Source organism: Streptomyces palmae (assembly GCF_004684805.1).
Taxonomy (GTDB): domain Bacteria; phylum Actinomycetota; class Actinomycetes; order Streptomycetales; family Streptomycetaceae; genus Streptomyces; species Streptomyces palmae.
Genome location: NZ_SRID01000089.1, coordinates 1 through 20,329, shown reverse-complemented (window position 1 = coordinate 20,329; position 20,329 = coordinate 1). Strand labels below are relative to the sequence as shown.

17 protein-coding genes are annotated in these 20,329 nt (G+C 72.5%); 6 read left to right on the top strand and 11 right to left on the bottom strand.

The window, feature by feature from the left end; genetic code table 11:
• Positions 1-674 precede the first annotated feature (674 nt).
• Positions 675-1,625, bottom strand: a complete 951-nt coding sequence (hemC, locus tag E4099_RS12425; protein ID WP_135339071.1) for a hydroxymethylbilane synthase — start codon at positions 1,623-1,625, stop codon at positions 675-677.
• A gap of 130 nt (positions 1,626-1,755) precedes the next feature.
• Here hemC and E4099_RS12420 point away from each other — a divergent pair, with 130 nt between their 5' ends.
• Entirely contained in the window at positions 1,756-3,228 is a 1,473-nt protein-coding gene (locus E4099_RS12420; protein ID WP_135339070.1) for a DNA-3-methyladenine glycosylase 2, read from the top strand.
• Positions 3,229-3,251: 23 nt separating this feature from the next.
• Positions 3,252-3,752 carry a methylated-DNA--[protein]-cysteine S-methyltransferase gene (locus E4099_RS12415; RefSeq protein ID WP_135339069.1) on the top strand — a complete coding sequence of 167 codons (501 nt, stop codon included), beginning with the start codon at positions 3,252-3,254 and terminating at the stop codon, positions 3,750-3,752.
• A 251-nt stretch (positions 3,753-4,003) separates the two neighbouring features.
• On the opposite strand, the gene E4099_RS12410 is transcribed toward E4099_RS12415, so the two are convergent.
• On the bottom strand, positions 4,004-4,768 hold the full coding sequence (locus E4099_RS12410) for an SIR2 family NAD-dependent protein deacylase (protein ID WP_135339068.1): 765 nt from the start codon (positions 4,766-4,768) through the stop codon (positions 4,004-4,006).
• Positions 4,769-4,866: 98 nt separating this feature from the next.
• Between E4099_RS12410 and E4099_RS12405 the strand changes: the two genes are divergently transcribed.
• Positions 4,867-5,589 (top strand): hypothetical protein, encoded by a 723-nt coding sequence (locus tag E4099_RS12405; protein ID WP_245244790.1) that lies wholly within the window; start codon positions 4,867-4,869, stop codon positions 5,587-5,589.
• 69 nt (positions 5,590-5,658) lie between these two features.
• Positions 5,659-6,798 (top strand): glycerate kinase, encoded by a 1,140-nt coding sequence (locus E4099_RS12400; RefSeq protein ID WP_245244789.1) that lies wholly within the window; start codon positions 5,659-5,661, stop codon positions 6,796-6,798.
• A 368-nt stretch (positions 6,799-7,166) separates the two neighbouring features.
• On the opposite strand, the gene pssA is transcribed toward E4099_RS12400, so the two are convergent.
• The 9 genes from pssA to E4099_RS12355 form a co-directional block, all read right to left on the bottom strand.
• A complete protein-coding gene (gene pssA, locus E4099_RS12395; RefSeq protein ID WP_135339067.1) occupies positions 7,167-8,030 on the bottom strand; it encodes a CDP-diacylglycerol--serine O-phosphatidyltransferase in 864 nt (287 codons plus the stop codon).
• Positions 8,017-8,670: a phosphatidylserine decarboxylase gene (locus E4099_RS12390; RefSeq protein WP_135339066.1), complete on the bottom strand. Its 654-nt coding sequence runs from the start codon at positions 8,668-8,670 to the stop codon at positions 8,017-8,019. The genes pssA and E4099_RS12390 overlap by 14 nt, the downstream gene beginning before the upstream one ends.
• A gap of 170 nt (positions 8,671-8,840) precedes the next feature.
• The gene (locus E4099_RS12385; RefSeq protein WP_135339065.1) at positions 8,841-10,055 is read right to left on the bottom strand and encodes an acyl-CoA dehydrogenase family protein; all 1,215 of its coding nucleotides are present in this window, start codon (positions 10,053-10,055) and stop codon (positions 8,841-8,843) included.
• A gap of 2 nt (positions 10,056-10,057) precedes the next feature.
• On the bottom strand, positions 10,058-10,570 hold the full coding sequence (locus E4099_RS12380; protein WP_135339064.1) for a MaoC family dehydratase: 513 nt from the start codon (positions 10,568-10,570) through the stop codon (positions 10,058-10,060).
• 4 nt (positions 10,571-10,574) lie between these two features.
• A complete protein-coding gene (locus E4099_RS12375) occupies positions 10,575-11,534 on the bottom strand; it encodes an HpcH/HpaI aldolase/citrate lyase family protein (RefSeq protein ID WP_135339063.1) in 960 nt (319 codons plus the stop codon).
• Positions 11,531-13,549 (bottom strand): protein meaA, encoded by a 2,019-nt coding sequence (locus E4099_RS12370; protein ID WP_135339062.1) that lies wholly within the window; start codon positions 13,547-13,549, stop codon positions 11,531-11,533. The genes E4099_RS12375 and E4099_RS12370 overlap by 4 nt, the downstream gene beginning before the upstream one ends.
• 10 nt (positions 13,550-13,559) lie before the next feature.
• Entirely contained in the window at positions 13,560-14,969 is a 1,410-nt protein-coding gene (ccrA, locus tag E4099_RS12365) for a crotonyl-CoA carboxylase/reductase (RefSeq protein WP_135339061.1), read from the bottom strand.
• 416 nt (positions 14,970-15,385) lie between these two features.
• Complete coding sequence (locus tag E4099_RS12360) at positions 15,386-16,198, bottom strand: TetR family transcriptional regulator (RefSeq protein WP_135339060.1); 813 nt, start codon at positions 16,196-16,198, stop codon at positions 15,386-15,388.
• A gap of 85 nt (positions 16,199-16,283) precedes the next feature.
• Positions 16,284-18,110: a 3-hydroxyacyl-CoA dehydrogenase family protein gene (locus tag E4099_RS12355; RefSeq protein WP_135339059.1), complete on the bottom strand. Its 1,827-nt coding sequence runs from the start codon at positions 18,108-18,110 to the stop codon at positions 16,284-16,286.
• Positions 18,111-18,468: 358 nt separating this feature from the next.
• On the opposite strand from E4099_RS12355, the gene E4099_RS12350 reads away from it, so the two are divergent.
• Entirely contained in the window at positions 18,469-19,098 is a 630-nt protein-coding gene (locus E4099_RS12350) for a HEAT repeat domain-containing protein (RefSeq protein ID WP_135339058.1), read from the top strand.
• A gap of 419 nt (positions 19,099-19,517) precedes the next feature.
• A complete protein-coding gene (locus tag E4099_RS12345) occupies positions 19,518-19,961 on the top strand; it encodes an SRPBCC family protein (RefSeq protein WP_135339057.1) in 444 nt (147 codons plus the stop codon).
• Positions 19,962-20,329: the final 368 nt, after the last annotated feature.

Below are 20,329 nucleotides of genomic sequence, written 5' to 3'. Positions count from 1 at the left end.
TTCCTGTGCTCCTCGGCCACCCCCCCGGCCCCGGCGTACACGGCATGTCCGGCCACCACGCCGCCCGCGCCGTCTGGCGCCACCTCCACCAAGACATCTGACCAGAGCGTGCCCCAAACCACGCGAGCATCCACAACAGCCCCGCACCTTGGCGATCGCCCCAGCTCACCCGTGCCCCATAGGGGCGCGGGGAACCGTGCGAGCAACCCCAACAGCCCCGCACTTTGGCGATCGCCCCAGCTCACCCGTGCCCCACAGGGGCGCGAGGAACTGCGCGAGCAACCCCAAACGACCCGCACTTTGGCGATCGCCCCAGCTCACCCGTGCCCCACAGGGGCGCGAGGAACTGCGCGAGCAACCCCAACAGCCCCGCACCTTGGCGATCGCCCCAGCTCACCCGTGCCCCATAGGGGCGCGAGGAACTGCGCGATCAACCCCAAACGACCCGCACTTTGGCGGTCGCCCCAGCTCACCCGTGCCCCATAGGGGCGCGAGGAACCGCGCAAGCAACCCCAACAGCCCCGCACCTCGGCGATCGCCCCAGCTCACCCGTGCCCCATAGGGGCGCGAGGAACTGCGCGAGCAACCCCAAACGACCCGCACGTGGGGAACCACGCGAGCAACCCCAAACGAACCCGCACCCGAACACCCCGCACACCCCACCCGGCACCCCCCTAACGCGGGATCCGATCAATCACCTCCCGCGCACCCTGCCGCAGCAGCGCCACCGCGACCGAGGTCCCCAGCGTGGCCGGGTCCAGCGGGCCGGCCCACTCGTGCGCGTCCAGCACCGTCTTGCCGTCCGGGGAGAACACCCGCGCCCGCAGCGAGAGCCGGCCGTCCCGCTCGGCCCGGGCGTAGCCCGCGATCGGCGAGTTGCAGTGCCCCTGGAGCACATGGAGCAGCATCCGCTCCGCGGTGATCTCCCGCCAGGTGTCCGCGTCACCGAGCCCGGACACCGCCTCGATGGTCGCGGTGTCCTCCTCCCGGCACTGCAGGGCGAGCACCCCGGCCCCGATCGGCGGGCACATGACCTCCACCGACAGCACCTCGCTGATCCGGTCGGTACGGCCGATCCGCTGCAGCCCGGAGAGCGCCAGCAGCAGTGCGTCGCACTCGCCCGCGTCCAGCTTCTCCAGCCGCCGGTTGGCGTTGCCGCGCATCGGCACGCACTCCAGATGCGGGTGGGAGATGGCCAGTTGGGCCACGCGGCGCACCGAGGAGGTGCCGATCCGGCTCCCCTGGGGCAGCTCGTCCAGGGTCAGCCCCCCGGGGTGCACCAGCGCGTCCCGCAGGTCGTCCCGCTTGAGGTAGGCGGCGAACACCGTGCCCGCCGGCAGCGGCCGGTCGGCCGGGATGTCCTTGACGCAGTGCACCGCCAGATCGGCCTCGCCGGCCAGCAGCGCGGCGTCCACCTCCTTGGTGAACGCCCCCTTGCCGCCGAGGGCCGACAGATCGCCCAGCCACCGGTCGCCGGAGGTCGTCACCGGGACCACCTCGGTACGGATCCCCGGGTGCAGCGCGGTGAGTTCGGCGCGCACCCGCTCCACCTGGGCCAGGGCCATGGGGGAGGAGCGGGAGACGATACGGATGGTGGCTGCGGTGGCACCGGAGGCGGAAGGCATGTTCTCCACGATAGGGGTGCCGGGCCCCTCAGGGTGGGCCAGCACGCCCGGACCGCGCCGCCGCCGGTCGCGCCAGGGCCATGTCGGATTTTCGCCAGCCGCGCCGTGTCCGATGCCCGATGCTGGAGACATGCACACCGACCACGAGCGGTGCGTACGCGCCGTGCAGTCCAAGGACGCCCGCTTCGACGGCTGGTTCTTCACCGCCGTCCTCACCACGCGGATCTACTGCCGTCCCAGCTGCCCCGCGGCGCCCCCCAAGGTCGAGAACATGACCTTCTACCCCAGCGCCGCCGCCGCCCAGCAGGCCGGCTTCCGGGCCTGCAAGCGCTGCCGGCCGGACGCCGCCCCCGGCTCCCCCCGCTGGAACGAGCGCGCCGACGCGGTCGCCCGCGCCATGCGCCTGATCGCCGACGGGGTGGTGGACCGCGAGGGGGTGCCCGGCCTCGCCGCCCGGCTCGGCTACAGCACCCGGCAGATCGAGCGCCAGCTCCGCGCCGAACTGGGCGCCGGACCCCTCGCGCTGGCCCGGGCCCAGCGCGCCCAGACCGCCCGGCTGCTGATAGAGACCAGCCCGCTGCCCATGGCGGAGATCGCCTTCGCCGCCGGGTTCGCCAGTGTGCGCACCTTCAACGAGACGGTGCGCGAGGTGTTCGCGCTGCCGCCCACCGAACTGCGCCGCCGGGTCCGGCGCGGCAGCCAGGCCGCCACCCCCGGCGCCCTCACCCTGCGGCTGCCGTTCCGCGCCCCGCTCTGCCCCGACAACCTCTTCGGGCACCTGGCCGCCACCGCCGTCCCCGGGGTGGAGGAGTGGCGGGACGGCGCCTACCGGCGCACCCTGCGGCTGCCGTACGGGCACGGGGTGGCGGCGCTGCGCCCGCGCCCCGACCACATCGAGTGCCGGCTCTCCCTCACCGATCTGCGGGACCTGGCCGGGGCGATCGCGCGCTGCCGCCGGATGCTGGACCTGGACGCCGACCCGGAGGCGGTGGACGCCGCGCTCGGCGCCGACCCGGCGCTGGCGCCGCTGGTGCGCAAGGCCCCCGGGCGCCGGGTGCCGCGCACCGCGGACGCCGAGGAGTTCGCGCTCCGCGCCGTGCTGGGGCAGCAGGTCTCCACCGCCGCCGCCCGCACCCTGGCCGGCCGGCTGGTCACCGCGCACGGGGAACCGGTCGAGGACCCGGAGGGCGGCCTGACCAGACTGTTCCCCACCGCGGGCACCCTGGCCGGGCTCGACCCGGAGGCGCTGGCCATGCCCCGGGCCCGGCGCAGCACCCTGATCGGCCTGGTGGCCGAACTGGCCGACGGCCGGCTGTCGCTGGGCGCCGGCAGCGACTGGGAGCAGGCCCGCCGGGAGCTGGCCGCGCTGCCCGGCATCGGGCCCTGGACGGTCGAGATCATTGCCATGCGGGCGCTGGGCGACCCGGACGCCTTCACCGCCACCGACCTCGGCATCCGCCACGCGGCCCGGGAACTGGGCCTGCCGGCCACGCCCGCCGCGCTGCTGCGACACTCGGACGCCTGGCGGCCCTGGCGCGCCTACGCCGTCCAGTACCTCTGGGCCACCGGCGACCACCCGATCAACCAGCTGCCCACCCCCTGACCGCGACCCGGATACGGACACAGATGACCCGCGTGCACACCGTGCTCGACAGCCCCTACGGCCCGCTCACCCTGGTGGCCACCGAGGAGGGCGTCCTGTGCGGCCTCTACATGACCGAACAGCGCCACCGGCCCGCCCAGGAGACCTTCGGGCCCCCGGACCCCGAGCCGTTCGCCGAGGCCGCCCGCCAGTTGGCCGCCTACTTCGCCGGTGAGCTGACCGAGTTCACGCTGCCGCTCCAGCTGTTTGGCACGCCCTTCCAGCAGCGGGTCTGGGCGGAGCTGCGGAGCATTCCGTACGGCGAGACGATCTCCTACGGCACGCTCGCCGAGCGCATCGGCCGACCGACCGCCTCCCGCGCCGTCGGGCTGGCCAACGGCAAGAACCCGATCGGCATCATCGTGCCCTGCCATCGGGTGGTGGGCGGCTCCGGCTCACTCACCGGCTACGGCGGCGGCCTGGACCGCAAGCGCCGGCTGCTCGACTTCGAAAGCGGCGGCGCCGAGCCCGACATGCTCTTCTGACCCCCGGACGGCGACCGGCGGCCGCGTCCGGCCTGAGTGGTCAGGGGTGACCCCGCAACCGCCGGCCGCCACCCCCGGCCTGGGCGCCCGGGTGCCCCCGACGGCGGGTCAGCAGACCGTCGCCGCCGGGCCGCCGGCCGTCGAGCGCCTCCAGGTGTGCGGGCGGCGCGGGGTCTGGCCTGGGCGTCCCAGGGCCCCGCAACCGCCGGCCGCCATCCTCGGCCTGGGCAGCCCGGGTGCCCCCGACGCGGTCAGCCGCCGGTCGCCGCCGCCCCGCCGGCCGCGAGCGCGTCCAGGAGGGCGGGCAGCGCGGTGCCGATCGGCTCGCGGATCACCTCGGCCGCGAGCGGGTCGTACGGGGTGGGCTCGGCGTTCACGATGATCAGCCGCGCTCCGTGCTCCGCCGCCATCCCCGCCAGTGACGCGGCGGGCTGCACGGAGAGGCTGGTGCCCACCGCGATGAACACGTCGCACACCTGGCTGATGGCCATCGCCCGGCCCAGCACCTCTTGGTCCAGCGCCTCGCCGAACATCACGGTCGCCGACTTCAGGATGCCCCCGCAGGTCAGGCAGTCCGGATCGTCCTCGCCGGCCGCCACCCGCTCCAGCGCCTGGGCCATCGAGGTCCTGGCCCCGCAGCGGGTGCACACCACCGCGCGGACCGTGCCGTGCAGCTCCAGCACCTTGCGCTCGGGCACTCCGGCCAGCTGGTGCAGACCGTCCACGTTCTGGGTGATCACCCGCACCGGCACCCCGGAGTCCGCCAGCCGGGCCACCGCCGTGTGCGCCACATTGGGCCGGGCACGCAGCGCCTGGCTGTCCCGCCGCATCCGCCAGGAGCGGCGCCGGATCTCCGGGTCGGACATGTAGTACCGGTAGGTGACCAGCTTCTCCGCCTCCGGATCGCTCCGCCACAGCCCCTGCGGCCCCCGGTAGTCGGGGATCCCGGAGTCCGTGGAGATACCGGCCCCGCTGAGGATGGCCACCAGGGGGCGCTGCGCCGCGTCGCTGCTCATGCCGCGAGCCTACGCAGCGGGTCCCGCGCCCGCGACCGAGATCTACCGGACGGTAGAGTCCGGCCGCGAGCATCGAGTATCGGCCAGGGAGGCTGGAGTTGGGTTCGATCGTCTGGTTGCACGATCCGAGTACGGGGGCCGGCTCCGGCAAGAACGCGTGGCGCAGGCCCGAGGACGGCCGGGTGTTCCGGGAGATACGGGCCGCCGAGCGCACCGCCCCGGCATCCGGGCGGTCCGAGTACCCGCTCGCCTTCGTGGAGCGCAACCTCCCGCCCACCGGGGCCGACGGCTACCTCGCCGCACGCAAGCAGGGCGTGCGGGACCTGGTGCTGTGGGCGGACCCGTACCGGCAGCGGCTGTTCGCGCACATCCGCACGCTGTCCTCCGCCAAGGGCTCCACGGCGGTCTTCGAGGTGCTCGGCGAGGGGGCCTCCCCGCTGGCCCGGATCACCCGCGAACCGGCCATGAAGGGCGGCCGGATCCGCACCCGCTGGACGGTCGAGCAGCTCGGGCGGCAGCCCGCGGTGGGCCGCAAGGGCCGTCCCTTCTGGTGGGGCGTGTGGTGGCTGATCTCCCCGATCCAGGCGGCCATCGCGGTCGGCAGCCTGCTCGCCGGCAGCGGCGACGTCGCCCGCACCCCGCGGCGTACCCGCTGGCGCTGCGGCGGGCGGACGGAGCTGGACTGGGCGAACGGGATCTCCCGGTTCGAGCTCTCGGTGCTCACCGAGGGCTGGGACCCGCGGGTGACCGCCGCCCTGGTCGCCCTGCTCACCAGCCATGACAGCTGGCTGGGCCACTCCTGGGACACCGCGGCGCAGTAGCTAGCCGGGGCCGGACCGGGCGGATAGGGTCGCGGCGGCGCGGCTGGGGGGAAGGTGAGGAGTGGCAAGGTGACGCGGACCCGAGTGCTCATCGCCCCGGACAAGTTCCGGGGCTCGCTGACGGCCGTGGAGGCCGCCGAGCACATCGGTGCCGGGCTGCGGCGCGGGGCCGCGGGCCCGGTGAGCGTCGAGGCCCTGCCGGTGGCGGACGGGGGCGAGGGCACGGTGGACGCCGCCGTGGCGGCCGGATTCCAGCGCCGCACCGTCCGGGTGGCCGGCCCGCTGGGCACCCCGGTGACCGCCGCGTACGCGCTGCGCGAGGGCACCGCCGTGGTCGAGATGGCCGAGGCGTCCGGCCTCCGGCGGCTTCCGCCCGGCGTGACGGCCCCCCTGACCGCCGGCACCCAGGGCACCGGCGAGCTGCTGCGGGCCGCCCTGGACGCCGGGGCCCGCACCCTCGTCCTCGGGGTCGGCGGCAGCGCCACCACCGACGGTGGCGCGGGCATGCTCAGCGCCCTCGGCGCCCGTCTGCTCACCGCCGGCGGCGACCCGGTCGCCCCCGGCGGCGGACCGCTGCGCGAGCTGGCCACCGCCGACCTGTCCGGGCTGGACCCGCGGCTGGCCGGCACCCGGATCGTCCTGGCCGGCGACGTGGACAACCCGCTCACCGGCCCCCAGGGCGCCGCGGCCGTCTACGGGCCGCAGAAGGGCGCCACCCCGGCCGAGGTGGCGGCCCTGGAGGCGGCCCTGGCCCACTATGCGCAGGTGCTCGCCCAAGCGCTCGGCCGGTGCGCCGCCGAACGCGCTCAGGCCCCCGGGGCGGGGGCGGCCGGCGGCCTCGGCTACGGCGCCCTGGCCGGGTTGGGGGCGGTCTTCCGCCCCGGTATCGAGGTGCTGCTGGAGGTGCTGGGCTTCGCCGACGCCCTGGACCGCGCCGACCTGGTGATCACCGGGGAGGGCTCGCTGGACGAGCAGACCCTGCGCGGCAAGGCCCCCGCGGGGGTGGCCGCCGCCGCCCGGGCCCATGGCAGGCGGGTGCTGGCGGTCTGCGGACGGCTGGCCGTCGACCGGGCCGCGCTGACCGCGGTGGGCATCGAGCGGGCCTACGCCCTGCTCGACCTGGAACCCGATCCGGACCGCTGCATGGCCCAGGCCGGTCCCCTGCTGGAACGCACCGCCCACCGCCTGGCCCTCGACGAGGGACTGTGACCCCCGGGGGCCCGCCGTCCGGCGCGGTGCTGCGGGGTCGCCCGGAAGGCGGTGCGGGGTGGAGATTGCCGGTGTCTCGTCTGCGGGTCCTTCGTGGTTTGTCGCGCAGTTCCTCCCCCAGACTTCGTCCGGGGGGACCCCAGCGCCCCCTGCGGGGCGCGTCCACCGCGCGGCGCACGGGAACGGCGTGGCGACGCGGGAACGGCGTGGCGGTACGGAAACGGCGCGGCGGCATGGGAAACGGCGCGGCGGCATGGGAAACGGCGCGGCGGCATGGGAAACGGCGCGGCGGCATGGGAAACGGCGCGGGCCCCGGGGATCTGTCGATCACCCGGGGCCCGCGCCGTGGTCCCGTATCCGCGGAGTGCTCAGGGCAGCTGCGCCGCCCGGGCCTCACGCCGGTTGTCACGGAAGGTGTTCACCCTGCGCGCGGTCGCGAACAGCGGGATCACCGCGCCCATCACCAGCTGGAGCGAGCACGCCGTCTGCAGCAGCAGCTCACCGCCGGGGGCCTCGAAGGCCCAGGCCGCCAGCAGGCCCATGCTGGTGACGATCCAGCTGAGCATGGCCACCGCCAGCCGGCCCCGCGGCTTGGGGTACTCCACGCGGCTCACCATCAGCCACGCCACGCCCACGATCGCCAGCAGGGTCGGGACGAACGGCAGCCCCAGCAGCACCACCGACACCACGGTCAGCGCGCCGAACGGGCTCGGCATGCCCTGGAACATGCCGTCCTTCATGGTCACGCAGGAGAATCTGGCCAGGCGTAGCACCACCGCCAGTAGCACCACGACCGCCGCCACCGCCGAGACCCGCTGGTGCGCGTCGTCGGCGACCATCCCCCAGACCAGCACGAAGTACGCCGGGGCCAGCCCGAAGCTGATCAGGTCGGAGAGGTTGTCCAGCTCGGCTCCCATGGCGGAGCTGCGCAGCTTGCGCGCCACCAGGCCGTCGAACAGGTCGAAGACCGATGCCAGCAGCATCAGCATGACCGCGGTGGCCGCGCTGTGCCGGGCCATCCCGCCGTCCTCGTTCCCGGACAGGTGCGGGATGAGGACGCCGGTGGTGGTGAAGTACACCGCCATGAACCCGCACGTGGCGTTACCGAGCGTGAGGGTGTCGGCTATCGACAGCCGGGTCGACAGCGGCATGTCGTCCGCGTCGTCGGCCGCCTCCACCTCTGCTTCCGGAACCCAGGTCGCGGCCTGGGTGTCGGGATCAAGAACGGTCAAGACGAGTCACCCCCGCCACTGTGGCCTGGCCCACCTCGACGGCGACGTCCACACCTTCCGGAAGGTAGATGTCGACTCGCGAACCGAAACGGATCAGACCGATCCGATCACCCTGCTCCACCTTCGTGCCCTCCGAGAGGTACGGCACGATGCGCCGGGCGACGGCACCCGCGATCTGCACCATCTCGATGTCGCCGAGTTCGGTGTCGAAGTGCCAGACGACCCGCTCGTTGTTCTCGCTCTCCTTGTTGAACGCCGGAACGAACCCGCCGGGGATGTGCTCGACGGAGGTCACCGTGCCGGCCAGCGGCGCCCGGTTGACGTGGACGTTCAGCGGGCTCATGAAGATCGCGACGCGAGTGCGCCCGTCCTTCCACGGCATGATGCTCTGCACCACGCCGTCGGCCGGGGAGATGACGCGGCCCTGCGCGATCTCGCGCTCGGGGTCGCGGAAGAACCACAGCATGCCCGCTGCGAGCGCGGTCGTGGGGACGGCGACTGCTGCCCAGCGCCCGGAACGACGGGCACGAGCTGCCGTGAGGCTGACCGCCGCCGTGGCGACGGTCGGAAGGAGCCACGGCGATGCTCCGCGCGCGAGACGGACACGGCCGCGTGGTGCAGAGGAATGGCTGTGGGGCATGGATGACCTTCGTAGCGGAGGGTGCCGCGTAGCGAAAACGGGGACGGCGGCTTTCTCGGGATGGTATCGGTTGCGAGCGGTAACTGGGCAAGCGCCATGGCCAGTCGGTGGCCGAAGACCCACGGCGGGGTGTGATCTTGTTCTCGTCGATACCATCCCGAATCGGACAATCAACCCTGTATGCGGTACTCCTCGAGGAGTCGGCGACCGATGATCATTTTCTGAATCTCGGCGGTGCCTTCGCCGATGAGAAGCATCGGGGCCTCCCGGTAGAGGCGCTCGATCTCGTACTCCTTGGAGAAGCCGTAGCCGCCGTGGATGCGGAAGGCGTCCTCCACGACCTCCTTGCAGTACTCCGAGGCCAGGTACTTGGCCATGCCCGCTTCGAGGTCGTTGCGCTGACCGGAGTCCTTCTTCCGGGCGGCATTGACCATCATCGCATGCGCCGCCTCGACCTTTGTTGCCATTTCGGACAATTTAAACTGAATGGCCTGGTGCTGGGCGATCGGCTTCCCGAAGGTGCTTCGCTGCTGTGCATACGCAATGCCCAGCTCGAAGGCGCGCTGCGCGACACCGCAACCGCGGGCGGCCACATTGACCCGGCCCACCTCGACGCCGTCCATCATTTGGTAAAAACCGCGGCCGGTGGTCCCGCCGAGCACCCGGTCGGCCGGGATCCGCAGCCCGTCCATGATCAGCTCGGTGGTGTCGACGCCCTTGTAGCCCATCTTGTCGATCTTGCCGGGGATGGTGAGCCCCGGCCTGACCTCGCCGAAGCCCGGCTCCTTCTCGACCAGGAAGGTGGTCATCGACTTGTGCGGCCGGGCCGCGGCCTCCTCGGGGGACAGCCCCTCGTCGGTCCGGCACAGCACGGCCACCAGCGAGGAGGTGCCGCCGTTGGTCAGCCACATCTTCTGGCCGGTGAGGAGGAAGTCGTCGCCGTCCCGCACGCCCTTGGTGCTGATCGCCGAGACGTCCGAGCCCAGCGCGGGCTCCGACATCGAGAAGGCGCCGCGGACCTCGCCCAGGGCCATCCTGGGCAGGAAGTGCTCCTTCTGCTCCTGGGTGCCGTGCTGCTTGAGCATGTACGCGACGATGAAGTGGGTGTTGATGATGCCCGACACGCTCATCCAGCCGCGGGCGATCTCCTCCACGCAGAGCGCGTAGGTCAGGAGGGACTCACCCAGGCCGCCGTACTCCTCGGGGATCATCAGTCCGAAGACCCCCAGCTCCTTGAGGCCCTCCACGATCTGGGTCGGGTACTCGTCCCGGTGCTCCAGCTCGGTGGCGACCGGCAGGATCTCCTTGTCGACAAAGTCGCGGACGGTGGAGAGGATCTCCCGCTGGATGTCGGTCAGACCCTCGGTCTGCGCAAGACGGCCCATGCTCACTTCTCCTGTTCCCTGAGGGTGGGCCGGCCGGGCTGCTCCCCGCCGCGCTCGGTGATGTAGGTGGCGGTGGGCACCATGACCTTCCGCCGGAAGACGCAGACCAGGGTGCCGTCCTGCTTGTAGCCCTTGGTCTCGACGTAGACGATGCCGCGGTCCGACTTGGACTTCGAGGGCGTCTTGTCGAGCACCGTGGTCTCGCCGTAGATGGTGTCGCCGTGGAAGGTCGGCGCCACGTGCCGGAGCGACTCGATCTCCAGGTTGGCGATCGCCTTCCCGGACACGTCCGGCACCGACATGCCCAGCAGCAGCGAGTAGACGTAGTTGCCCACCACCACGTTCCTGCCGAAGTCCGTGGTCTTCTCGGCGTAGTTGGTGTCCATGTGGAGCGGGTGGTGGTTCATGGTGAGCAGGCAGAAGAGGTGGTCGTCGTACTCGGTGACCGTCTTCCCGGGCCAGTGCTTGTAGACGGCGCCGACGTCGAACTCTTCGTAGGTGCGGCCGAACTGCATCGGATCAGGCCTCCGGGATCTCGAACGTGCTGGTGCGCCGCATGCCGGCGGCCCGGCCCTTGCCGGAGATGACCAGCGCCATCTTGCGGGAGGCCTCGTCGATCATCTCGTCGCCGAGCATCGCGGAGCCCTTCTTGCCGCCCGCCTCGGAGGTGTAGTAGTCGTACGCGTCCAGGATCAGCTCGGCGTGGTCGAAGTCCTCCTGCGAGGGCGAGAAGATCTCGTTCGCCGCGGCGACCTGGTCCGGGTGCAGCACCCACTTGCCGTCGAAGCCCAGGGCGGCGGACCGCTGGGCGACCGCCCGGTAGCCCTCCGGGTTGCGGATCTGGAGGTACGGGCCGTCGATCGCCTGGAGGTTGTTGGCCCGCGCGGCCATCAGGATGCTCATCAGGATGTGGTGGTAGGCGTCGGCCGGGTAGCCGGGCGGCTGCTCGCCCACGACCAGGGACTTCATGTTGATCGAGGCCATGAAGTCGGCCGGGCCGAAGATGATGGTCTCCACCCGCGGCGAGGCCTGGGCGATCGCGTTCACGTTGACCAGGCCCTGGGCGTTCTCGATCTGCGCCTCGATGCCGATCCGGCCGACCTCGAAGCCCATCGTCTTCTCGATCTGGGTCAGCAGCAGGTCCAGCGCCACCACCTGCTGGGCGTCCTGGACCTTCGGCAGCATGATGCAGTCGAGGTTCTGGCCGGCGCCCTCGACCACCGTGACCACGTCGCGGTAGGTCCAGTGGGTCGTCCAGTCGTTCACCCGGACGACCCGGGTCTTGCCGGTCCAGTCGCCCTCGTTGAGGTACTTCACGATGGTGTGCCGGGCCTCGGGCTTGGCCAGCGGCGCGCAGGCGTCCTCCAGGTCCAGGAAGACCTGGTCGGCGGGGAGCCCCTGGGCCTTCTCCAGGAAGCGCGGGTTGGAGCCGGGGACGGCCAGGCAGGAGCGGCGGGGCCGCAGCCGGTTCACAGTCATGCGGGAACCTCCAGGGGGTCGAGCTTGTTCGCTTTCCGGATCTCGTCGACGATACGGCCGATGATCTCAGTGATGCCGAAGTCCTTCGGGGTGAAGACGGCGGCGACGCCGGCCTCGCGCAGCGCCGCCGCGTCGGCGGCCGGGATGATGCCGCCGGCGATCACCGGCAGGTCCCCGGCCCCGGCCGCGCGCAGCCGGTGCAGCACGTCGGGGACGAGCGCGGCGTGCGAGCCGGAGAGGATGGACAGGCCCACGCAGTGCACGTCCTCGGCCACGGCGGCGGACACGATCTGCTCCGGGGTGAGCCGGATGCCCTGGTAGACCACCTCGAAGCCGGCGTCCCTGGCGCGTACCGCGATCTGCTCGGCGCCGTTGCTGTGCCCGTCCAGGCCGGGCTTGCCGACCAGCAGCCGCAGCCGCCCCGAGCCCAGCTCCTCGGCGGTGCGCCGCACCTTCTCGCGCACCGCGGCCAGCGGGCTGCCCGGCTCGGCGGAGACCGCCACCGGGGCGCTGCTCACCCCGGTGGGAGCCCGGTACTCGCCGAACACGTCGCGCAGCGCCCAGGACCACTCGCCGGTGGTGACGCCCGCGCGGGCGCACTCCAGGGTGGCCGCGAACAGGTTCCGGTCACCGGCCGCGGCCTTCTTGAGCGCGGACAGCGCCTCCTGGGCGCGGACCTCGTCGCGCTCGTCCCGCCAGCGGCCCAGCGCCGCGACCACCCGCGCCTCGTTGGCCGGGTCCACCGTCATGATGGCGGTGTCCAGGTCCGCGGTGAGCGGGTTGGGCTCGGTGGACTGGTAGCAGTTGACGCCGACGATCTTCTCCTCGCCGGCCTCGATCCGGGCCCGCCTCTCGGCGTGCGAGGAGACCAGCTCGGACTTGAGGTAGCCGGACTCCACGGCGGCCATCACCCCGCCCATCTCCTGGATCCGGTCGATCTCCGCCAGGCAGTCGTCGACCAGCGCCGACACCTTGGCCTCGATCACATGCGAACCCTCGAAGACGTCCTCGTACTCCAGCAGGTCGCTCTCGTGGGCGAGGACCTGCTGGATGCGGAGCGACCACTGCTGGTCCCAGGGCCGGGGCAGGCCCAGCGCCTCGTTCCAGGCGGGCAGCTGGACGGCGCGGGCGCGGGCGTCCTTGGAGAGGGTGACGGCCAGCATCTCCAGCACGATGCGCTGGACGTTGTTCTCCGGCTGCGCCTCGGTCAGCCCGAGGGAGTTGACCTGGACGCCGTACCGGAAGCGCCGCTGCTTGGGGTCCTCGATGCCGTACCGCTCCCGGGTGATGGTGTCCCAGATGCGGCCGAAGGCGCGCATCTTGCACATCTCCTCGATGAACCGGACGCCCGCGTTCACGAAGAAGGAGATCCGGGCGACCACGTCGCCGAACTTCTCCGCGGGGACCTGCCCGGAGTCGCGGACCGCGTCCAGCACCGCGATCGCGGTGGACATCGCGTAGGCGATCTCCTGCACCGGGGTGGCCCCGGCCTCCTGGAGGTGGTAGCTGCAGATGTTGATCGGGTTCCACTTGGGGATCCGCGCCACCGTGTAGGAGATCATGTCGGTGGTCAACCGCAGCGAGGGCCCCGGCGGGAAGACGTGCGTCCCCCGCGACAGGTACTCCTTGACGATGTCGTTCTGCGTGGTGCCCTGCAGCCGGGTGATGTCGGCGCCCTGCTCCTCGGCGACCACCTGGTAGAGCGCCAGCAGCCACATGGCGGTCGCGTTGATGGTCATCGAGGTGTTCATCTGCTCCAGCGGGATGTCCTGGAACAGCCGCCGCATGTCACCCAGATGGGAGACCGGGACCCCGACCCGGCCGACCTCGCCGCGGGCGAGGACGTGGTCGGGGTCGTAGCCGGTCTGGGTCGGCAGGTCGAACGCCACCGACAGGCCGGTCTGGCCCTTGGCGAGGTTCCGCCGGTACAGCGCGTTCGAGGCCTCGGCGGTGGAGTGACCGGCGTACGTCCGCATCAGCCACGGACGGTCCTTCTTCCGTGTCCGCTCTGTCATCGCCGCGCTCTCAGACATTCCGGCTGGGTTCGATGGTCCGCTCCGCCGGCGCGTCACGGCTGGGTTCGATGGTCCGCTCCGCTGGCGCGTCGCGGAACAGATTGATCGCGTCGATGTGCTTGGCCCGCAGCTCCGGGTCGCGCACGCCCAGGCCCTCCTGGGGGGCCAGGCAGAGCACGCCGACCTTGCCCTGGTGGAGGTTGCGGTGGACGTCGTAGGCCGCCTGCCCGGTCTCCTGGAGGGTGTAGGTCTTGGAGAGGGTCGGGTGGATCTTGCCCTTGGCGATGAGCCGGTTGGCCTCCCAGGCCTCGCGGTAGTTGGCGAAGTGGGAGCCGACGATGCGCTTGAGCGACATCCACAGGTAGCGGTTGTCGTACTCGTGCTTGTAGCCCGAGGTGGAGGCGCAGGTGACGATGGTGCCGCCCTTGCGGGTGACGTAGACGCTGGCGCCGAAGGTCTCCCGGCCCGGGTGCTCGAAGACGATGTCCACGTCCTCGCCGCCGGTCAGCTCGCGGATGCGGGCGCCGAAGCGCTTCCACTCCCGGGGGTCCTGGGTGTGCTCGTCCTTCCAGAACCGGTAGCCCTCGGCGTTGCGGTCGATGATCGCCTCGGCGCCCATCGCGCGGCAGATCTCCGCCTTGGCGGGGGAGGAGACCACGCAGATCGGGGTGGCGCCGCCGGCGAGCGCGAACTGGGTGGCGTAGGAGCCGAGTCCGCCGCTGGCGCCCCAGATCAGCACGTTGTCGCCCTGCTTCATCCCGGCGCCGTTGCGGGAGACCAGCTGCCGGTAGGCGGTGGAGTTCACCAGTCCGGGCGCGGCGGCCTCCTCCCAGCTCAGGTGCTTGGGCTTGGGCATCAGCTGGTTGGACTTGACCAGCGCGATCTCGGCCAGGCCGCCGAAGTTGGTCTCGAAGCCCCAAATGCGCTGCTCGGGGTCGAGCATGGTGTCGTCGTGGCCGTCGGCGCTCTCCAGCTCCACCGACAGGCAGTGCGCCACCACCTCGTCGCCCGGCCGCCAGGCGTTGACGCCGGGACCGGTGCGCAGCACCACGCCGGCCAGGTCGGAGCCGATGACGTGGTACGGCAGGTCGTGCCGCTTGGTGAGTGGGGAGAGCTTGCCGTAGCGCTCCAGGAACGCGAAGGTCGGCAGCGGCTCGAAGATCGAGGTCCACACGGAGTTGTAGTTGACCGAGCTGGCCATGACGGCGACGAGGGCCTCGCCGGGGCCGAGTTCGGGGACCGGGACCTCGTCCAGGTGCAGGGACTTGCGGGGGTCCTTCTCGCGCGTGGCGAGGCCGGCGAACATCTCGGCCTCGTCCTTGTGCACGGTGATCGCGCGGTACGACTCGGGCAGGGGGAGCGCCGCGATGTCCGCGGGCGTGCTGTCGGTCGCGAGGATCGCGTCCAGGATCTCGTTCACGGTGGGGCCTCCGGCGAAGCGTTGGGGGAACGCTTGAGGGAACGCTGGGGTAGGACGATGCGGGGTACTTCGGTGCCGTCGGTTCGGCGGAGGTGGTGCTCGGCAGTGCGCGGGTGGCGCGGTGTTGCGTCCCGGACGGGGTCCGGGTGAGCGGTGCCTGTGACGCAGGCGTCCGGGCGCGCGAAGGTGCGTTGCGGGGACAGCCGACGCGCGACGGTTCCTACGCGCCGGCCGCCCGGACACCCTCAAGGTATGGCACCGCGTGCCATGGTTCAAGACACTGGGTGCCAACAGTTTGAAACATCTCTCAGTTGTCGCCGGTCCTGCACGCATGAGCGAAACGGCCGCCCCCATGGTGGGAGCGGCCGTCGCCGGATGTTTGATTGTGTTTGTTCGATATGTGCCCGCGGGCCTGGTCAGCCGCTCTTGAGCGCCCGCTCGATGGTGCGCATCACCTCGTGCAGCGGTGCGTCGGTGCGTGCCACCGCCACCAGCACCTCGCCCTCGGTGGAGGCGGTGGCCGCCGGGGGCCGCCCGGCCTCCGTCCGCCCGGCCCCGATCCCGGTGCCGAAGGTCTCCCGCACGATCGCGAAGGCGTGGTCCAACTGCGTCTCCACATCGCCCTCGCCGCCCGCCCGCAGCCAGCGCCGCAGCACATGGTTGTGCGCCGTGACCACGGCGGACGCCGCCACCTCGGCCAGCAGCGGGTCGTCGTCCCCGACCTGGTGGGTGTTCTCGTCGAAGTGGCCCAGCAGATACCGGGTGAACAGCCGCTCGTAGCGGGCCACCGAGGCGATCTCGGCCTCCCGCAGCGCCGGCACCTCACGGGTGAGCCGGTAGCGCTCCACCGAGGCGGCGGGGGAGGCCGCGTACATCTTCATGACCTCCTTGATCCCCCGGCAGACGGTGTCCAGCGGGTTCTCGTGCGCGGGCGCCGCCTCCAGCACCGCCTCCGCCCGCACCAGGGTGTCGTCGTGGTCCGGGAAGATCGCCTCTTCCTTGGAGCGGAAGTGCCGGAAGAAGGTGCGCCGCGCCACCCCGGCGGCTGCCGCGATCTCGTCGACCGTCGTCGCCTCGTAGCCCTTGGTGGCGAACAACTCCATGGCGGCGGCGGCCAGTTTGCGGCGCATGGTCAGCCGCTGCGCTGCCGCGCGGCGGGATCCGGCGCTCTCACCGCCGTCGGTGGGTGTCGTTCGACCGGCACGAGCGGACTTCACGGGCTGGGACATGTGGGGAACGTAACACGCCGGGGAGTGCGTGTGCCGGGGCGGACTGCCGGGAGGCTCCAGCAGCCCGCCCCAACCCGGGTCCGGGTCAGGCCTTCGCATACTCGCGGAAGCCGCGCCCGGTCTTCCGGCCCAGGCAACCCGCGGCCACCAGATGCTCCAGCAGCGGCGCCGGCGCCAGGCCCGGCTCCCGGAACTCCTGGTGCAGCACCCTCTCGATCGCCAGCGACACATCGAGCCCGACCACGTCCAGCAGCTCGAACGGGCCCATCGGATAGCCCCCGCCCAGCTTCATCGCGGCGTCGATGTCGTCCAGCGAGGCGTAGTGGTCCTGGACCATCTTCACCGCGTTGTTGAGGTACGGGAACAGCAGCGCGTTGACGATGAAGCCGGCCCGGTCACCGCAGTCCACCGGGTGCTTGCGCAGCGTGCCGCACACCGTGCGCACCGTGGCGTGCGCCTCGTCCGAGGTCAGCACCGTGCGCACCACCTCGACCAGCTTCATCGCCGGCGCCGGGTTGAAGAAGTGCATCCCGATCACGTCCTGCGGCCGGGAGGTCGCCCGGGCGCAGGCGATCACCGGCAGCGAGGAGGTGGTGGTGGCCAGCACCGCGCCCGGCTTGCACACCGCGTCCAGCGCCGCGAACAGCTGCTGCTTGACCGCCAGGTCCTCGGCCACCGCCTCGACCGCCAGATCCACCTCCGCGAAGGACTCCAGCGACCCGGCCGGGGTGATCCGGGCCAGCGCCTCCTCGCACGCCTCGGCGGTCAGCCGCCTCTTGCTCACCGAGCGCCGCAGGGACGCGGCGATCCGCGCCTTGGCCGCCTCGGCCTTGTCGATCCCGCGCGCCGCCAGCACCACGGTGTAGCCGGCCTTGGCGAACACCTCGGCGATGCCGGAGGCCATGGTGCCCGAGCCGGCCACGCCGACGCCGCGCACCTCGCGCCCCGCGGCCCGCTGGTCCGCGGACGCCGGGGTCTGGGCGTCCGGCACCACCTCCGCGCTGCCGGGCCCGGCGTAGCGGTAGAAGCCGCGGCCCGCCTTGCGGCCGGTCAGCCCCGCCTCGCTGAGCTGCCCCAGGATGGGCGCCGGCGCGTGCAGGCGGTCCCGGGACTCGGCGTACATCGCCTCCAGCACGGTGCGGGCGGTGTCGATGCCGATCAGGTCGAGCAGCGCCAGCGGGCCCATCGGCAGCCCGCAGCCCAGCTTCATCGCGGCGTCGATGTCCTCCCGGGTGGCGTACCGGGACTCGTACATCGCGGCGGCCTGGTTGAGGTAGCCGAAGAGCAGGCCGTCGGCGACGAAGCCGGGTCGGTCGCCCACCGCCACCGGCTCCTTGCCCAGCTCCCGGGCGAGCGCGGTGACCGCGGTGACCGCCGCCGGGGAGGTGAGCACCGAGGAGACCACCTCCACCAGCTTCATGGCCGGTGCCGGGTTGAAGAAGTGCAGCCCCAGCACCCGCTCGGGCCGGGCGGAGTCGGCGGCCAGCCGGGTCACCGAGAGGGCGTTGGTGCCGGTGGCCAGGACGGTGTCCGGGCGGACGATCGCGTCCAGCGCGGTGAAGACCTCGTGCTTGACCGCGTAGTCCTCCGGGACCACCTCGATCACCAGATCGGCGTCGGCCGCGGCGGACAGCTCGGTGGCGGTACGGAACCGGGTCAGCACCGCGGTGCGCTCCCGCTCGGTGATGCGCTCCCGGCGGACCGCGCGAGCGGTGGCGGACTCCAGCGCGGCGACCGCCCGGCGGGCGGCCTCCTCGCTGATGTCGATGCCGACGACCTGCCGGCCGGCGCGGGCCAGTACCTCCGCGATGCCGGTGCCCATGGTGCCGAGCCCGACCACGGCCACGGTGTGGAGGGTGCGGGGGGAGGCGGAGAGGTCGGTGGAGGGATCAGGGGTGGACGAAGTGCCCATCGCGAACTCCAGAGGGTGTTCCCCGGGCAGGGGAGAGGTGACGACTGGGGGAGCTCCGGATCCGGCGGAACACCATCACAGGCGTTCGCGGGAAAGGGAGTTATGCGCCTCTGGGCGGGCACCACTGGTCGTAGAAGCCCGCGAAGAAGGCTGGCGGCCGGCCCTGTCCCGGGGCCGCGCCGTACTGGAGCGCCGAACCGACTTCACTCATGGCGGCTGCGTCACCAGGCCGCCCGAGCAGGGGTGCTGCTCGTGGCCGGGAGCTTAACTCGCGGGTAACCGGCAACGCCAGAGCTCGTTACGACTCTTGCGCTGTGGCGCGCACCACAGCGCACAGCCACTGGGGAGGGATCGGGACATGGAAGACGACTTCCGCGCACTGGTCGACAGGGTGCGGGCATCGCTCACATCCCCGGAGGAGATCAAGGCATACGCGTCGCTGCTCCATCTGGTCCGGGACCGCACCCCGGCGGCGCGCGAGCGGCTCGCCCGGGTCCTGGTCGCCCCCGAGCAGCCGCTGTGGGCCCGGGAGACCGCGGCCTACGTCCTGGGCAGCACCGGCGACCGGCGGGCCTTCGAGACCCTGGTGCTGATGCTCAACTACCGCGATCCCGTCCGGTGCGTCACCGCCGCCCGCGCCCTGGCCCGGCTCGGCGACCCGCGCACCGCCCGGGCCGCCGCCGCGCTCGCGACCAACCCGGTGCGCACCCACTACGCGCTGCACCCCATCCGGCTGCTGGTGGAGCTGCGCGCCCCGGAGTCCGCCCCCGCGCTGATCGCCACGCTGGAGCGGCTGCTGGACGCCCGGGACCACCACTGGCCCATCGCCCGCGCCTGCGTGGAGGGGCTGGGCGCCCTCGGCGACCCCCGCGCGATCCCGGTCCTCACCCAGGCCAGCTCCTACCCCCAGCTCACCGCCGCCGCCTCGGCGGCCCTGGCACGAGCCGAGTCCCACCCCAAGGCGCCGCGCCCGAGCCCCGGCGGGTAGGAGCCGTTCGGCCGCCGCGACGGCGGGGATCTTCGGTCGCCCCGGTGTGGGGCCTTCAGGCCGCCTCGGTATGTCGGTTCCTCAGGCCGCCCCGGTGGGTCGAGGCTTACGGCCACCCCGGTGGGTGGGGGCCTCGCGGCCGCCTCGGTGGGCGTGGCCCGTCGGCCGCTTCGCGCGTGGTGCCCTCCGGCCGCCGCGATCTCCCCCGGGACACACCCAGGCCGGGCACGGCTCCCTGGGCGCGGGCGGGGGTTCAGGCCCCGGGCGCACTTCCCACCGGCACCTGGCCATCCGTTCGGCAGTGGAGCGCGCGGGCGACACGCGCCGCGTCAACCGCTGATTTGGGTGGCCGACCGGTAGGTGATTGGGTTGCCGGGCGGGCGGACGACGCCCTCGCATGACAGCCGGGAGGAAGAGCAATGGGGCAGGTCGAAGCCACCACGGAGCGCACCGTCAAGGGGAGGCCGGAGGACGTCTACGCGGCGCTCGCCGACTACCGCGGCACCCGCGCCGGGCTGCTGCCCGAGCAGTTCAGCGAGTACGAGGTCCGCGAGGGCGGCGTGGGCGCGGGCACCCTGGTGCACTGGCGGCTCCAGGCCACCAGCAAGCGGGTGAGGGACTGCCTGCTGGACGTCACCGAGCCGATGGCCGGTCAGCTGGTGGAGACGGACCGCAACTCCACCATGGTCACCACCTGGACCGTCACCCCCGCCGGCGAGGGCCGCAGCCGGGTGGTCGTGACCAGCACCTGGACCGGGGCGAGCGGCGTCGGCGGCTTCTTCGAGCGCACCTTCGCGCCCAAGGGCCTGGGCCGGATCTATGACGCGCTGCTCGACAAGCTCGCCGCGAAGGTCGAGCAGTAGCCCGTTCCGGGGCCCGCGGACTCACCGGATCGGGTGGTTTTCTTCTGGGCGCGGTTGTGCGCCGTAGCCACTCCGACCGGCAGGAAAGCGGTTTGCGCCCCCCTCTCCGGTGAATCGTCGTGCTTGCCCATGGTTGTCGCGTAATGCGAGAAATGGGCGGCGGCGTAGGCGCGATGAGGGGAGAGCTACGTGGGCGGCGGCATCACCTTGCTCGGGGACGAAGACGGTCCAGGCACACCCGGGGCCGGCCGCCGGGGGGCGGTCGGCACGGGGGCGGCGACGGCCGGCGGGAGGAGTGCCCCGCGGACGGCGGCGGCCGCCCGGACGGCCCTGGCGGCGGAGCCCGGCCCCGGCCCCGTCCCGTACTC

Excerpts from the sequence above, each read along its gene's own strand:
- hemC (WP_135339071.1), bottom strand. The coding sequence starts at position 1,625 with ATGCCTTCCGCCTCCGGTGCCACCGCAGCCACCATCCGTATCGTCTCC.
- E4099_RS12420 (WP_135339070.1), top strand. The coding sequence starts at position 1,756 with ATGCACACCGACCACGAGCGGTGCGTACGCGCCGTGCAGTCCAAGGAC.
- E4099_RS12415 (WP_135339069.1), top strand. The coding sequence starts at position 3,252 with ATGACCCGCGTGCACACCGTGCTCGACAGCCCCTACGGCCCGCTCACC.
- E4099_RS12410 (WP_135339068.1), bottom strand. The coding sequence starts at position 4,768 with ATGAGCAGCGACGCGGCGCAGCGCCCCCTGGTGGCCATCCTCAGCGGG.
- E4099_RS12390 (WP_135339066.1), bottom strand. The coding sequence starts at position 8,670 with ATGCCCCACAGCCATTCCTCTGCACCACGCGGCCGTGTCCGTCTCGCG.
- E4099_RS12385 (WP_135339065.1), bottom strand. The coding sequence starts at position 10,055 with ATGGGCCGTCTTGCGCAGACCGAGGGTCTGACCGACATCCAGCGGGAG.
- E4099_RS12380 (WP_135339064.1), bottom strand. The coding sequence starts at position 10,570 with ATGCAGTTCGGCCGCACCTACGAAGAGTTCGACGTCGGCGCCGTCTAC.
- E4099_RS12375 (WP_135339063.1), bottom strand. The coding sequence starts at position 11,534 with ATGACTGTGAACCGGCTGCGGCCCCGCCGCTCCTGCCTGGCCGTCCCC.
- E4099_RS12370 (WP_135339062.1), bottom strand. The coding sequence starts at position 13,549 with ATGACAGAGCGGACACGGAAGAAGGACCGTCCGTGGCTGATGCGGACG.
- E4099_RS12360 (WP_135339060.1), bottom strand. The coding sequence starts at position 16,198 with ATGTCCCAGCCCGTGAAGTCCGCTCGTGCCGGTCGAACGACACCCACC.
- E4099_RS12355 (WP_135339059.1), bottom strand. The coding sequence starts at position 18,110 with ATGGGCACTTCGTCCACCCCTGATCCCTCCACCGACCTCTCCGCCTCC.
- E4099_RS12350 (WP_135339058.1), top strand. The coding sequence starts at position 18,469 with ATGGAAGACGACTTCCGCGCACTGGTCGACAGGGTGCGGGCATCGCTC.
- E4099_RS12345 (WP_135339057.1), top strand. The coding sequence starts at position 19,518 with ATGGGGCAGGTCGAAGCCACCACGGAGCGCACCGTCAAGGGGAGGCCG.